We start from the raw sequence: 13,825 nt of genomic DNA, 5'->3' as shown, positions 1-13,825 counted from the left end.
GTGAATCAGCGAACACCAGTACGCCGCACGGCCCGCGCCGCCACCCTCGCCCTGCTGGTTCTGATGACCACCACGGGCTGCACCGGCGGCGTCGAGGGCACCCCCGGCGCCGCCGGTCTGCGCGACCCGTACTTCCCGAGGGCCGGCAACGGCGGCTACGACGTCACGCACTACGACCTCGCCCTCGACGCCGACCCGGCCGCCGGCCGGCTGCGCGGCACTGCCACGATCACCGCGCGGGCCACCCAGGACCTCAGCGCCTTCAATCTCGACCTCGCCGGGCTCACCGTGGGGTCCGCGACCGTCGAGGGCCGCCCGGCCGCCGTCAACCGCGCGGGCCACGAGCTGACGCTGCGCCCCGACGCCGAGGTCGAGAGCCGGCTCCGCAAGGGCAGGACGTTCCGTACGGTCGTCCACTACTCCGGCTCCCCGCAGACCCTGACCGACCCCGACGGGTCGAAGGAGGGCTGGCTGAGGACCGCGGACGGATCGGTGGCGCTCGGTGAACCGGTGGGCGCCATGGCCTGGTTCCCCGGCAACAACCACCCGAGCGACAAGGCGACGTACGACATCACCGTCACCGTCCCCAAGGGGCTGACGGCCGTCTCCAACGGCGAGCTGACGTCGCGCAGGGCCTTGGGCGACACCGCCACGTACCACTGGCACGTGGCCGAACCGATGGCGAGTTACCTCGCGACGGTCGCCATCGGCCGCTTCGACACGAAGACGTCGACCACCCCGGACGGCATCAAGGTGTTCACCGCCGCGGAGCGGACGGTGGCGGCGCAGAGCGCGCGGATTCTCGCCCGGGTTCCCGAGGTCGTGAGATGGGAGGCGGAACGTTTCGGCCCGTACCCCTTCTCCGCCACCGGGGCGATCGTCGATCGCTCCGGGGCCGCCGGATACGCCCTGGAGACCCAGAACCGGCCCTTCTTCCCCGGGCCGCCGGGCGCCGGGCTCCTCGTCCACGAGATGGCGCACCAGTGGTTCGGGAACTCCGTCACGCCCAAGAGCTGGCGGGACATGTGGCTCAACGAGGGCTTCGCGACCTACGCGGAGTGGCTGTGGGAGGACGACCAGGAGGGCAACCCGGTCCAGAAGCGGTTCGACGCCGCCTTCGACGACGACGACAACTGGGCCTTTCCGCCCGCCGATCCGCCGACGGCAGCGGACATCTCGCAGGCGCCGGTGTACGGGCGCGGGGCCATGGTCATCCACAGGATCCGGCAGGTCGTGGGCGACGACAAGCGCTTCTTCGCGCTCGTCAGGGGCTGGACGAAGGCCCACCGGCACGGCAACGCGTCGACCGCGGACTTCACCGCCTACGTGGAGAGGACGACCGGCAAGGATCTGACGGAGCTGTGGAACACCTGGCTGTACGGCAGGAGCCGGCCCGCCTCGAAGGGCTGACCGGCTCCCGCCGTACCGCTGGTCGGAACTACTTCACGTTGACACCGCTCCAGGCGGCGTCGACGGCCTTGAGCTCGGTGCTGTCGGCCCCGTACAGGTCGGTCGCCGCCTTCTCGGTCGCCGTGCGGGCGGCCGCGTAGTCGGTGCTGGAGGTCATGTACTCGGCGAGGGCCTTGTACCAGATCTGGACGGCCTTGTCCCGGCCGATGCCGGTGACCGTGGAGCCGTCGCTGGTCGGGGAGTCGTAGTCGACGCCGTTGATCGTCTTCGCGCCGCTGCCCTCGGACAGCAGGTAGAAGAAGTGGTTGGCGACGCCGGAGGAGTAGTGCACGTCGAGGTCGCCGACGCTGCTGTCCCAGTAGTCCGCGGAGCCGCCGTCCTTGCTCGGCTTGTCCATGTAGCGCAGCGGGGTGCCGTCGCCGTTGATGTCGATCTTCTCGCCGATGAGGTAGTCGCCGACGTCGGTGCTGTTGTCGGCGGCGAACTCCACCGCGGTGCCGAAGATGTCGCTGGTCGCCTCGTTCAGGCCGCCGGACTCGCCGTAGTAGTCGAGGTTGGCGGTGGACGCGGTCAGGCCGTGGCTCATCTCGTGGCCCGCGACGTCGAGCGCGGTGAGGGCGCTCTTGTTGTCGGCGCCGTCGCCGTACGTCATGCAGAAGCAGCTGTCGTCCCAGAAGGCGTTGACGTACGCGTCGCCGTAGTGGACCCGCGAGTACGCGGCCTTGCCGTCACCGGCGATGCCGTCGCGGCCGAACGCCGACTTGTAGAAGTCCCAGGTCTTCGCGGCGCCGTAGGCGGCGTCGACGGCGGCGGTCTGACGGTCGTTGCCGGTGCCGTCGCCCCAGGTGTCGTCGTCGTCCGTGACGAGGGCACCGGTGCCGCTCTCGCCCTGGTTGAGGTCGTACGTCTTGTGGCCGCCGCGGTCGCCGTCGACCAGTTCGAAACCGGAACCGGCCGCGGTGGTCGACAGGTCGACCTGGCCGCTGTACTGGCTGTTGCCGATGCCGGTCTCGACCGCCTCGTAGCTCTGGAGCTTCTTGCCAGTGGTCGCGTCGGTGATGGTGTGCAGCCTGCTGGGCGTGCCGTCCTTCTGCACCCCGGTCTTCACCGTCTCGAAGGCGAGGACGGGCTTGGAGCCGGCCGCCCAGATCACCTTGCGGGCGGCGGCCGCCGTCTTGATCTTCGCCGTCGTCGACGGCACGGCTATCCGGGCCTTGGTCGCCTTGGTGACGCCCTTGAGCTTTCCACTGCGGGCGGTGTGGGTCACGAGGTCGCCGCCGAGCACCGGGAGCCCGGCGTAGGTGCGCTCGTAACGGGTGTGGACGGTGCCGTCCGCGTCCTTGATCACGTCACGGACGATCAGCTTCTCCTGGCTGCCGAGACCGAGGGACTCGGCGGTCGAGGAGACGTCGGTCTGGGCCGACTTGATGGCGGCGGTGCGCTGCGAGGCACTGTTCGCGCCGAAGGGGACGACGCTGCGAGAGGCGGAGGAACCGTCAGTGCCGTTGTCGGGAGCGGCGCTTGCCGCACCGCTCTGGACACCGACGACGACCATCGCGGCCACGGCGGCCAGGGCTGCGGCGCGACGGGTGTTCATGTGGGGGGTCATGTGCTCTCCGTTGCTCGTTCCGTGGGGGGTTACGAGCCGAGAGCGTGCCACCGAATGAGCAAGATTGACGGAGCACTAACAAATGCCTCACATTTTTTTGACTACTTCTTGTCCGAATGGGGTTCGCTTACGTTCGCTATTCGGTCAACTGTGAATGTTCGCAGGGTATTTGTGTGGAACGGCTGGGGACCGGACCCGGTCGGCGCACACCGAAGCCCCCGGCCGCGGCCGGGGGCTTCGGTGCAATGGGCTCTCGGGTCGAAGAGCGGCGCCGTATGTCAGAGGTTGACGCCGAAGTCCTGGGCGATACCGCGCAGGCCGGAGGCGTAACCCTGGCCGACGGCACGGAACTTCCACTCCGCGCCGTTGCGGTAGAGCTCGCCGAAGACCATGGCGGTCTCGGTGGCGGCGTCCTCGCTCAGGTCGTAGCGGGCGATCTCGGTGCCGCCTGCCTGGTTGATGATGCGGATGAACGCGTTGCGCACCTGGCCGAAGTTCTGGCTGCGGGTCTCGGCGTCGTAGATCGAGACCGGGAAGACGATCTTGTCGACTTCGGCCGGCAGGCCCGCCAGGTTGACGTTGATCTGCTCGTCGTCGCCCTCGCCCTGGCCCGTGACGTTGTCACCGGTGTGGACGATGGTCTGGTCCGGCGTCGACTTGTTGTTGAAGAAGACGAAGTGGCCGTCGGAGACGACCTTGCCGGCCGGGTCGACCGCGATCGCCGAGGCGTCGAGGTCGAAGTCGGTGCCGGTGGTGGTGCGGACGTCCCAGCCGAGGCCGACCGTGACGGCGGTCAGGCCCGGGGCCTCCTTGGTGAGCGAGACGTTGCCGCCCTTGGACAGGCTTACAGCCATGGGAAGTCCCTTTCATCGTCGAGTGCGGGCTTCATGCCATCACGAAGCTACCGTCACAGGTCATAACGCGGAGAAGGGACCGGGAGGTTCCTGCTCCCTTTACTTTCTTTACCGAAGTCCCCCGGTCGGCCCGGCGGCCGGCCGGGTCCGTACGGCACGCGTGCGGCGCTCGCAAAGCCCTCGTACGGCCCTCGTACGGCACGCGTGCGGCACAAGTTCGGCACGGGTCCGGCAAAAAAAGGTGACGAACGCCCGGTGGGCCGGGGAACATGGGTGCCATGTCCGGGCCCTGTGTCATCCGCGGTTCGGTCTCCCTGCCGGAGGCCGAGCTCATGTGGCGTTTCTCGCGGTCCTCCGGGCCCGGCGGGCAGCACGTCAACACCAGTGACTCCCAGGTGGAGCTCCGCTTCGACCTCGCGGCGACCGAGTCGCTCCCCCCGGTGTGGAAGGAGCGGGCGCTCCAGCGTCTGGAGGGCAGGCTCGTGGGCGGGGTGATCGCGGTACGGGCGTCCGAGCACCGCTCCCAGTGGCGCAACCGCGAGACGGCTCTCGTACGGCTCGCCTCCCTGCTGGCCGAGGCCACGGCACCGCCCCCCAGGCCGCGTCGCAAGACCAGGATTCCGCGCGGCATCAACGAACGCCGCCTGCGCGAGAAGAAGCAGCGCGGCGATACGAAGCGCGGCCGCTCCGGCCGTGACTGGTGACCGCGCCCTCCTCGCGATTCCGGCGCCCCTCGCCCCGGCCGCGCGACTCTCGCTGACGCCCCTTCGGTCCGGCCGCGTTCCGCCGGCGCCCCCGCACCCCGGCCGCGGCTTCCGGTGACGCCCCTTCGCCGACGGCCGCGCGTTCCGGTACCGCCCCCTCAGCCCAGCTGCCGGTACCGCCCCCGGAAGTACGTCAGCGGTGAGCCGTCCCCGCTCGGCAGGTCCGCGCTCAGGACCCGGCCGATCACCAGGGTGTGGTCGCCCGCCAGGACCCGCTGCTCGGTGCGGCACTCCAGCGTGGCCAGTGCGCCGCCGACCAGGGGCGCGCCGGTGATCTCTCCCCTCCGGTAGGGGATGTCCTCGAACAGCAGCCGGTCGCTGATCCGGCCCTTCATCGAGAACCGTCCGGCGATGTGCCGCTGACTCTCGGTGAGCACGGAGACCGCCCACAGCGGCTGCTCCGACAGCAGGTCGTCCATCCGTGAGTCGTTGCGCAGGCTGACCATGACGAGGGGCGGGTCCAGCGACACCGACATGAAGGCGGTCGCCGTCATCCCGACGTCCTCGCCGTGCCCGTTCTCGTCGAGCGGCGGCTCCTCGGCGGTGATCAGCACGACACCGGCGGCCAGCCGGGCGAGGGCGGCCCGGAACTCATCGTTGCTCACCCCCTCAGCATGGGGGACGGGCTCGGAACGCGGGGCGGGAGGCTTCGTCTGCAACACATCCGGCACGCTAGCGGCGGGCGGCGCGCCCTCGCATCGGGCCAGGGGACCAGCCTGGTCCTAGGACCCCCGGCCGGGAGCGCCGGGGGAGCGGCGCTGCAACGCCCGGATTTGCGTTCAAGAAAAGGACGGGCCGCGGGGACGCCGCACCGTAACCCCTTCACCATCTGTTGTGACTTGAGTCACAGAGTGCAATATTTGCTGACCCTGTGTACCGGCTGCACAGCTCACTGTGATTCAGTGGCCGTGACACTGCAGTAAGTACGTCGATATGAAACCTGGAGTGCTGTCGAGGTCTCGGGGAGTGCGAGCAATGGAGGCCGAGTCGGAGCCGTACGTCCGTCTTGCGACGATGCGGCAGCTGCACCAGGCCGTGGCCGATCTCAACACGGCGCGGAGCCTGGCCGACACACTGCAGACCGTGGCCGACGGAATCGTCGCCGGTCTCGGCTACGAGCTGGCCTGCGTGAACCTGGTCCGTCCCGACGGAGACCTCGTCGTCGCCGCCTTCGCCGGCAACAGCGCCGCGGAAGCCCTGATCACCGGCCGCGTCGGCTCGCGCAGTTCCTGGGAGCGCAGGCTGTCGATGGGCGAGGTCTGGGACGAGCTCCGTTTCATACCCCATACCGACGGCTGGGTCCTCCTCGACGACGACGTACCGCAGTGGCACACCGAGGGCCCCGAGCCCCGCTTCGAGGACGAGTGGCACCCCGAGGACCGGCTCTATGCCCCGATGTACGCGTCCGGCGGGGGCGACGACCTCCTGGGCGTCATCTCCGTCGACCGCCCGCGCAACGGCCGCCGCCCCGGCGCCTGGGGCCGTGAGGCCCTCCAGATGTACGCGTCGCAGGCGGCCATTGCGATCAGCAACGCCCGGCTGAGAGCAAACATGCAGCGCGCCCTGGTCCGTCTGGAGCGTGAACAGCAGGCGCTGCGGGCCAGCGAGGAGTCCTTCCGCCAGGCCTTCGAGTACGCCCCCAGCGGCATGGCCATCGCCGAGATGGGCGGCGACCAGCACGGCCGGCTGCTGCGCACCAACGACGCCCTGTGCCGGCTCCTGGGCCGCCCGGCGTCCGTCCTGCGCCGCTACTCCTTCGCCGACCTCGTCCACCCGGAGGACATCGGCACCCTGCTGCGCACCTCCGCCGAGGGCGGTCGTGCCGAGCTGCGGCTGGGGCGGCGGGACGGCACCTACCTCTGGGTCTCGCTGCGCAACTCCGTCGTCGCCGACACCACGGACGGCCCCCGCTTCCTGCTCACCCATGTCGAGGACATAGAGGAGCGCAAGCGCCACGAGCTGAACCTCGCGCACCGCGCCTCGCACGACGCGCTCACCGGCCTGCCCAACAGCGCCGAGCTGCGTTCCCGGCTCAGCTCCCGGCTCTGCGAGCGCCCGCACTCGGTGGCCACCTCCCCGGTCGAGGCGCTGGACGCGGCGTACGGCGACGCCGACGACCCGGACGGGCGGACGCACGGCTACGACGTGGACTCGGCGCCCGGCGGCCCGTACGACCACCATGTGCACTCCGTCGCACCCGAAACCGAGCACGACGACGGCGCGAAGGGCCTCGCGGTCCTCTTCTGCGACCTCGACGGCTTCAAGTCCATCAACGACCGCTTCGGCCACCACACCGGAGACGTCGTCCTGATCGAGGTCGCCCGCCGCCTCACCACCTGTGTCCGCGACGGCGACACCGTCGCCCGGCTCGGGGGCGACGAATTCGTCGTCCTGGCGGACGGGCTCGGCGCGGCGGACGCCGCGGACCTGGCCGTACGCCTGCGCAATGCCATCATTCCGCCCATCAGGGTCGACGGCCGGGCGGTGCGCGTCGGGGCGAGCTTCGGCATCGGCTGGGCCGCCTGCGGCATGACCGCCGAAGAGGTGCTGCGCTCCGCCGACCAGCGGATGTACGTGGAGAAGCGGTCCAGGGCGAAGGTTCACCGCAGGGCCGGCTGATGTTCACGGCGGTGCTTGTTTCCCCGCCCCGGGCGGTTCCAGGACATGCGACGGCAATTCTTGGTGTGGTCCGTTCGGGGTAGGCTCGGCCGGTCGGCCACGGCTGGCGATATTCGGCGACGGCTGGCGACATGGTGAGGAGTGACCCAGGGATGACGGCCGGGAACAACGGCGCAAACAAGCCCGAGGACGACGATCCGTTCGGCTACCTGTACGAGGACGGACAGGCAGCGGGCGCCCAGCCGCCGCGAGCGGGCGGCTACGGCTACCCGGGTCCGGCGGCCCAGCAGCCCGGTGTGCCCCGGACCTCGTACAACCAGGTGCGGACGGTGGGCGAGCGCCAGTACGGGCAGCAGGTGCCGCCGCAGCAGCCGTACGGCCAGCCGAACGCGCAGTACGCCGCCCCGGAGACGTACCCCGGCGGCGCCTCCCCCGGGTATGCCCCGGAGCAGGGCGGCCGCGGCGGCCCCGGCAAGGGCGGCCCGAACACCAAGGGTCTGCTGATCGCCGCGGTCGCGGTGGTCCTGGTCGTGCTCATCGGCATCGGCGCCGCGCTGCTCACGGGCAATGACAAGAAGGACCGGAAGAAGGACGAGGCCACCTCCTCCGCCGGCCCCGGCGACCAGGTCGAGGAGTCCTCGAAGCCCGAGGAGTCCGCGAGCCCCAAGGCCCCGGCCGAGCTCCCCAAGCAGGACGCGGCGACGCTGAAGCTCGGCGGTACGGCGGTAGTCAGCCAGTCGGTCGAGGGCGCGGAAGGCCCGAACGGCTCATACGTCACGGGCTTCAACGCGGTCGGGTCATCCGTGACGTGGAAGGCGGCGATAGAGGAGGAAGGCAAGTACCGCTTGACGGTGCGCTATGCGATTCCTGCCAAGGACGCCAATGCGACGCTGACGGTGAACGGGAAGCCGAATGCGCAGCCCATCGGCCTCAAGAACTTCATCAACTCGTCCGACTCGAACTGGGTAAAGAACTGGCAGACCACCTGGGCGCCGGTCGAGCTGATCAAGGGTGAGAACGAGGTCAGCATCTCGTGCCAGGACGGGAATCAGTGCGACGTGATCCTGGACTGGCTGAAAGTCACCCCTGCGAACGGTTAGCCCATTGAGGGCGAACGCTGTGCGGCCTCTCCTGGTGTCCGAACCCGGGAGGGGCCGCATTTATATGTCCTGCGCTGAGTGATGCGGCGTCCGTTGCGCGCATGCCGTCTCTTGCATCAGCAGTGCCCTTGGTGAGGGCACCCGGTCCTCGGTCCGGGATCGGGACACCGAACCCGGAAGCCACTCACCTGTTCAAGACCGTCCGGCCTCGCGACGGACCATGGCGAGAAAACGCCATGGTCCGGCGCGCGCCACGCGCTGTGTGCCGCGGTCAGCCCATCAGGGCCAGGAACCCGGCCACCGTCGCGGCCATCGCCTCGCGCCCCGGCGCGAGGTACTTCCGCGGGTCCACGCCCGTGGTGTTCTCGGCCAGGTAGGCCCGTACCGCGCCGGTGAACGCCGTGTTCAGCGCCGTGCCGACGTTGATCTTGACCATGCCGGAGGAGGCGACCGCCTGCCGGATCTCCTCGTCGGGGACGCCGCTGGAGCCGTGCAGCACCAGCGGGACGGGGACCGCGTCGCGCAGCCGGCCGATCAGGGCGTGGTCCAGGGCGGCGGTGCGCTCGGTCATGGCGTGGGAGGAGCCGACCGCCACGGCCAGCGCGTCCACGCCGGTGTCGCGGACGTAGGCCGCGGCCTCGGCCGGGTCGGTGCGGACGCCGGGGGCGTGGGCGTCGAGCAGGGCCTCGCCCTCCTTGCCGCCCACCTTGCCGAGCTCGGCCTCGATCCAGATGCCGCGCTCGTGCCCCCAGGCCACCGCCTCGGCCGTGGCCCGCACGTTCTCCTCGTACGGGAGCCTGGAGGCGTCGAACATCACCGAGCCGAAGCCTTCGGTGTGCGCCTGGTGCAGCAGCTCCACGGACTCGACGTGGTCGAGGTGGAGTGCGAGGGGGGCGCCGGAGGTGCGGGCGACGGCGGCGGCCGCGGCGGCGATCGCGGAGAGCCGCCCCCCGTGGAACTTCACGGCGTTCTCGGAGATCTGCAGGATGGCGGGCGCTCCGGCGCGCTCGGCGCCGGCCGCGATGGCCTCCGCGTGCTCCAGCGTGATGACATTGAAGGCGGCGATTCCGCGTCCCTCGGCCTGTGCGGCGGAGACGAGTTCACCGGTGCTGACGAGCGGCATGCTGACCTCTGTTGCTTCTCTGTGCTGAACGGCCCGGCCGGCCGGAGGGGCCGGGCGGGCCGATACGGGTGGCGGCTCAGGCCGCCGCGGTGTGTTCCTCGATGCCGACGCGCGGCAGTAGCTCCTCGTACGCCGCGCGGTCGAAGTCGCCGGCCGTGGGGGAGAGCACGGTCGCCGTCGACAGTGCCACCGCCCGCCGCAGCCGGTCCGGCCAGCTCAGCCCCTCGACGAGGCCGGACAGCAGCCCGGCCACCGCGGAGTCGCCCGCACCGGTCGGATTGCCCAGGACCTTGGCGGGCGGCGATGCCTGCCAGATGCCGTCGGGGGTGACCGCCAGCATGCCGTCCGGGCCCAGTGACGCGATGACGCCGTGCGCGCCGCGGCGGCGGGCGTCGCGGGTGGCGCGCAGCGGTTCGCGGGAGCCGGTGAGCTGGGCGAGCTCGTCGGCGTTGGGCTTGATCAGGTCGGGGCGGGCGGCTATGCCGCGGCGCAGCGGTTCGCCGCTGGTGTCCAGGAGTACGGGGACACCGGCGGTGCGGGCCAGGCGGACCAGTTCGCCGTAGGCGCCGACGTGGATGCCCGGCGGCAGGCTGCCGCAGAGGGCGACGGCGTCGGCCCCGGTGAGGAGTTCCTCGTACCGGCCGAGGAGGGCGGCCCATTCGTCGGCGGTGATGAGCGGGCCGGGTTCGTTGAGCTGGGTGGTGTCGCCGGTGGCCCGGTCGACGACGGCGATCGTGCGGCGGGTGTTCCCGGCGACGGTGACGAGGGCGTCGGTGACCGGCGCGGCGGCGGGGAGGGCGCCGTTTGCGGCCTTCGTGCCGGCCTCCAGCGGCGACAGGCCGGCCAGCAGCTCGCGCAGCACGGCTCCGGTGGAGCCTCCGGCGAAGCCGGTGACCACCGTTTCGTGGCCGAGGGCGGAGAGCACCCGGGCCACGTTGAGGCCCTTGCCGCCGGGCCGCTCGGACATGTCGCTGACGCGGTGGCTGGCGTGCGGGACGAGTTCCGGGACGCCGTACGTCAGGTCGAGTGCCGTATTCAGTGTGACCGTGAGGATCACCGCGGCCGCTCCCTCGATCCCTGCTCTGGAGCGCGAATCCGTGGACGGAATGCGCTTTCTCTGCCTGTTTCTCAGGCGATCATGCCAAAGAGGTGGCGGTCGGCCCAGACCCCCGGACCAACCGCCGTCTCTTCGTTACGTATTCGACTCGCCGTCAGCAAGGGGGCAAATCACCCGATCCGGGGCTCTTTGATCCATTCGCCCTTGCGCATGACGCCCCGGAGCGTGAAGTCCGCGTCCAGGACCACGAGGTCCGCGTCCTTGCCCGGTTCCAGCGAGCCGACCTTGTCGTACACGCCGAGCAGCCGGGCCGGGTTGGCGGAGATGGACTGCACGACGTCCTCGACCGGGATCCCGTCGACCGTCACGGCCCGGTGGAACGCGGTGTCCAGGGTGAGCGTGGAGCCCGCGATCGAGTCGCCCTCCACCAGCCGCGCGACGCCGTCCTTGACCTCGACGGCGAGCGGGCCGAGCTGGTACCGGCCGTCGCCGAAGCCCGCCGCGTCCATGGCGTCGGTGATCAGCGCGACGCGGTGGGCGCCCGCGTGGTGGTAGGCCAGCTCCAGGGCGGCGGGGTGCAGATGCGTACCGTCGTTGATCAGCTCGACGGTGACCCGCTCGTCCTCCAGGAGGGCGGCGATCGGGCCGGGCTCGCGGTGGGCGAGCGGAGGCATCGCGTTGAACAGGTGGGTGGCGACGGTGGCGCCCGCGCCGATCGCCTCGACGGTCTGCTCGTACGTGGCGTCGGTGTGCCCGATCGCGGCGATGACACCGTGCTCGGCGAGCAGCCGCACCGACTCGATGCCGCCCGGGAGTTCGGTGGCGAGGGTGAACATCTTCGCGGTGCCGCGCGCCGCGTCCATCAGCTTGCGGACCTCGGCCGGGTCCGGGTGGCGCAGCAGGTCCTCGCTGTGCGCGCCCTTGCGGCACGGCGAGATGAACGGCCCCTCGAAGTGGATGCCGGCCAGGTCGCCCTGCTCGACCAGCTCGGACAGGACACCGGCCCGGTGGGCGAGGAAGTCCATCTCTCCGGTGACCGTGGAGGCGACCAGTGTGGTGGTGCCGTGCTCGCGGTGGGTGCGGATGCCGGTGAGGACCTCGTCCACGGTGCCGGAGGTGAAGGACGCGCCGCCGCCGCCGTGGTTGTGCATGTCGACGAAGCCCGGGACCACCCAGTGGCCGCTCAGATCGACCGTCCGGGCGCCCTCCGGCGTCGAGCCGGCGATCCGGGTGCCCTCGACGACCACCCGGCCGTCCTCGACGGTCCCGGTGGGAAGCACCACGCGGGCGCCTGCGAGCACTGTGCTGTCTGCGCGTCCGGCCATCAGGCGGTTACCTCCGTGGAGAGAAGATCCCAGGCGAGCAGCCCTGCGCCCAGGCATCCGGCGGTGTCCCCGAGGGCCGCCGGGGCGATGTCGGGCAGCGTCTGGAACGTGACACGCTCCTCGACGGCCGCACGGAGTGGTGTGAACAAGGTTTCCCCGGCCTCGGCGAGCCCGCCACCGATGATGAGCATGCGGGGATCGAGCAGGGTCAGCGCGGTGACCAGCCCGGCGGCGAGCGCGTCGACGGCGTTCCGCCAGACCTCCACGGCCGCCGGGTCGCCCGACTCGACGGCCTTCGCGCAGTCCGCGGCGTCCGCCGTCGGATCGCCGGACGCGGTGGCCCAGGCCTGGGTCACCGCGGAGGCGGACGCCAGGGTCTCCAGGCAGCCGCGCTGGCCGCAGCCGCAGTCCGGGCCGTCCGGCCGGACCACGATGTGGCCGATCTCGCCCGCGTACCCGTGCGCGCCGGCCTCGATGGTGCCCGCGATGCCGATGGCCCCGGCTATTCCGGTGCCCAGCGGTACGAAGAGGAAGCGGTCGGCGCCCTTGCCCGCGCCGATCCGGCCCTCGGCGAGCCCGCCGGTGCGCACATCGTGGCCGAGCGCGACAGGGACACCGCCGAGCCGCTCGCCGAGCAGGTGCCGCATGGGTACGTCGCGCCAGCCCAGGTTCGAGGCGTAGACCGCGATCCCGTTCTCGGCGTCGACGAGGCCGGGCACGGCGACACCGGCCGCGACGGCGCTCTCGCCGAAGTGCTCCTCGCCGTACGCCCGCAGGTCCGCGGCGAAGGCGAGGATCGACTCCACCACGGCGTCGGGGCCGCGCTCCCTGCCGGTCGCCCGCCGCGCCTCGTACAGCAGGGCGCCGTCCGCCCCGACCAGTGCGGCCTTCATTCCGGTGCCGCCCACATCGAGGGCGATGACGTGTTTCACGGGAAACAGTTTCGCCCGAGGAGCCAAAAAGGTCTAGTCCACTATGGGGGTTTGTTGCGTATCCATACAAAATCGCGTCCGCCCCACCACCCCGGTGGACCGGGCAGGCGGGTTCAAGGCGAGAGGATCACACTGCGCGAGAGGTTGCGCGGGCGGTCCGGGTCGTACCCCTTCGACTCCGCGAGCGCGACCGCCAGCCGCTGCGCCCGGATCAGATCCGCCATCGGGTCCGCGGCGGCGCGCGCGACCAGAGTGCCGCCCACCCGCGCCACGTCACCGGCGAGCCCCTCCGGCAGCGGGCCGAACACCCAGGCCACCCGGTGCGGCCCGGTGATCGAGATCGGGCCGTGGCGGTACTCCATGGCCGGGTACGACTCCGTCCAGGCGCCCGCCGCCTCGCGCATCTTCAGCCCCGCCTCCTGCGCCAGGCCGTACGTCCAGCCGCGCCCCAGGAACGTCCACTGCTCGGCCGAGACCACCGCCTCGTCCAGTGGCTCCGTCACCGCGAGCTCCGCGTCGACCGCCGCGGCGGCGACCGTCTTCACCCCCGCCGGAAGCGGGCCCGACGCCTCCAGGCCGGCCCGCAGGAAGGCCAGCGCGGTGGTGGCGAACCGGGTCTGGACGACCGACTCCTCGTCCGCCCAGTCCAGTACGGCCACCGCGTCGGCGGCGTCCATGACCGGCGTCCTCGGGTCGGCGGTCAGCGCGACGGTGGTGGCCTTGCCGCGCAGCTCGCCGAGGAGTTCCAGCACCTCGGTCGTCGTACCGGACCGGGTGATCGCCACCACCCGGTCGTACGACCGCCCGGCGGGGAACTCCGAGGCGGGGTAGGCGTCCGTCTCGCCCTGCCCGGCCGCCTCGCGCAGCGCCGCGTACGCGATGGCCATGAACCAGGAGGTGCCGCACCCGGTGACGGCGACCCGCTCACCGGGCCGCGGCAGTCCGTCGAACACCGCCCCCGCCTCCGCGGCACGCCGCCAGCAGTCGGGCTGGGTGGCAATCTCTGATGCGGTACGGGACATGCTGAACGGC

At 71.2% G+C, this 13,825-nt stretch carries 12 protein-coding genes; 4 read left to right on the top strand and 8 right to left on the bottom strand.

Annotation, left to right across the window (positions count from 1 at the left end; translation table 11 throughout):
- Window positions 1–1,410: a M1 family metallopeptidase gene (locus ACFVT1_RS02870; protein ID WP_389791910.1), complete on the top strand. Its 1,410-nt coding sequence runs from the start codon at window positions 1–3 to the stop codon at window positions 1,408–1,410.
- A 28-nt stretch (window positions 1,411–1,438) separates the two neighbouring features.
- On the opposite strand, the gene ACFVT1_RS02865 is transcribed toward ACFVT1_RS02870, so the two are convergent.
- Entirely contained in the window at window positions 1,439–3,019 is a 1,581-nt protein-coding gene (locus tag ACFVT1_RS02865; protein ID WP_389791908.1) for a M4 family metallopeptidase, read from the bottom strand.
- A 278-nt stretch (window positions 3,020–3,297) separates the two neighbouring features.
- Window positions 3,298–3,873: a TerD family protein gene (locus ACFVT1_RS02860; protein ID WP_389791906.1), complete on the bottom strand. Its 576-nt coding sequence runs from the start codon at window positions 3,871–3,873 to the stop codon at window positions 3,298–3,300.
- Between the two features lie 278 nt (window positions 3,874–4,151).
- Between ACFVT1_RS02860 and arfB the strand changes: the two genes are divergently transcribed.
- Entirely contained in the window at window positions 4,152–4,577 is a 426-nt protein-coding gene (gene arfB, locus ACFVT1_RS02855) for an alternative ribosome rescue aminoacyl-tRNA hydrolase ArfB (protein ID WP_389791904.1), read from the top strand.
- 158 nt (window positions 4,578–4,735) lie between these two features.
- On the opposite strand, the gene ACFVT1_RS02850 is transcribed toward arfB, so the two are convergent.
- Entirely contained in the window at window positions 4,736–5,242 is a 507-nt protein-coding gene (locus ACFVT1_RS02850) for a flavin reductase family protein (RefSeq protein ID WP_389791902.1), read from the bottom strand.
- Window positions 5,243–5,612: 370 nt separating this feature from the next.
- Between ACFVT1_RS02850 and cdgB the strand changes: the two genes are divergently transcribed.
- Both cdgB and ACFVT1_RS02840 read left to right on the top strand, forming a co-directional pair.
- Window positions 5,613–7,256 carry a diguanylate cyclase CdgB gene (gene cdgB / locus ACFVT1_RS02845; protein WP_389791900.1) on the top strand — a complete coding sequence of 548 codons (1,644 nt, stop codon included), beginning with the start codon at window positions 5,613–5,615 and terminating at the stop codon, window positions 7,254–7,256.
- 152 nt (window positions 7,257–7,408) lie between these two features.
- Window positions 7,409–8,356 carry a CBM35 domain-containing protein gene (locus tag ACFVT1_RS02840; RefSeq protein WP_389791898.1) on the top strand — a complete coding sequence of 316 codons (948 nt, stop codon included), beginning with the start codon at window positions 7,409–7,411 and terminating at the stop codon, window positions 8,354–8,356.
- A 271-nt stretch (window positions 8,357–8,627) separates the two neighbouring features.
- Here ACFVT1_RS02840 and ACFVT1_RS02835 read toward each other — a convergent pair whose 3' ends face one another.
- The 5 genes from ACFVT1_RS02835 to ACFVT1_RS02815 form a co-directional block, all read right to left on the bottom strand.
- On the bottom strand, window positions 8,628–9,479 hold the full coding sequence (locus ACFVT1_RS02835) for a ketose-bisphosphate aldolase (RefSeq protein WP_389791896.1): 852 nt from the start codon (window positions 9,477–9,479) through the stop codon (window positions 8,628–8,630).
- 76 nt (window positions 9,480–9,555) lie between these two features.
- Window positions 9,556–10,536, bottom strand: a complete 981-nt coding sequence (locus ACFVT1_RS02830) for a 1-phosphofructokinase family hexose kinase (RefSeq protein WP_362195102.1) — start codon at window positions 10,534–10,536, stop codon at window positions 9,556–9,558.
- 170 nt (window positions 10,537–10,706) lie between these two features.
- Window positions 10,707–11,861, bottom strand: coding sequence for an N-acetylglucosamine-6-phosphate deacetylase (nagA, locus tag ACFVT1_RS02825; RefSeq protein ID WP_389791894.1), 1,155 nt, complete (start codon window positions 11,859–11,861; stop codon window positions 10,707–10,709).
- Window positions 11,861–12,793: an ROK family protein gene (locus ACFVT1_RS02820; RefSeq protein ID WP_389791893.1), complete on the bottom strand. Its 933-nt coding sequence runs from the start codon at window positions 12,791–12,793 to the stop codon at window positions 11,861–11,863. Before ACFVT1_RS02820 ends, nagA begins: the two co-directional genes overlap by 1 nt.
- Window positions 12,794–12,906: 113 nt before the next feature.
- Window positions 12,907–13,815, bottom strand: coding sequence for an SIS domain-containing protein (locus tag ACFVT1_RS02815; RefSeq protein WP_389791891.1), 909 nt, complete (start codon window positions 13,813–13,815; stop codon window positions 12,907–12,909).
- Window positions 13,816–13,825 lie beyond the last annotated feature (10 nt).

It is taken from the genome of Streptomyces sp. NPDC057963 (genome assembly GCF_042887155.1).
GTDB lineage: Bacteria > Actinomycetota > Actinomycetes > Streptomycetales > Streptomycetaceae > Streptomyces.
The sequence above is the reverse complement of the archived record's forward strand: the minus strand, read 5'-3'. Positions and strand labels throughout refer to the sequence as shown.

Bases quoted from the DNA above. Each gene is read 5' to 3' on its own strand.
- ACFVT1_RS02865 (WP_389791908.1), bottom strand. From the start codon at position 3,019: ATGACCCCCCACATGAACACCCGTCGCGCCGCAGCCCTGGCCGCCGTG.
- ACFVT1_RS02860 (WP_389791906.1), bottom strand. From the start codon at position 3,873: ATGGCTGTAAGCCTGTCCAAGGGCGGCAACGTCTCGCTCACCAAGGAG.
- arfB (WP_389791904.1), top strand. From the start codon at position 4,152: ATGTCCGGGCCCTGTGTCATCCGCGGTTCGGTCTCCCTGCCGGAGGCC.
- cdgB (WP_389791900.1), top strand. From the start codon at position 5,613: ATGGAGGCCGAGTCGGAGCCGTACGTCCGTCTTGCGACGATGCGGCAG.
- ACFVT1_RS02840 (WP_389791898.1), top strand. From the start codon at position 7,409: ATGACGGCCGGGAACAACGGCGCAAACAAGCCCGAGGACGACGATCCG.
- ACFVT1_RS02835 (WP_389791896.1), bottom strand. From the start codon at position 9,479: ATGCCGCTCGTCAGCACCGGTGAACTCGTCTCCGCCGCACAGGCCGAG.
- nagA (WP_389791894.1), bottom strand. From the start codon at position 11,861: ATGGCCGGACGCGCAGACAGCACAGTGCTCGCAGGCGCCCGCGTGGTG.
- ACFVT1_RS02815 (WP_389791891.1), bottom strand. From the start codon at position 13,815: ATGTCCCGTACCGCATCAGAGATTGCCACCCAGCCCGACTGCTGGCGG.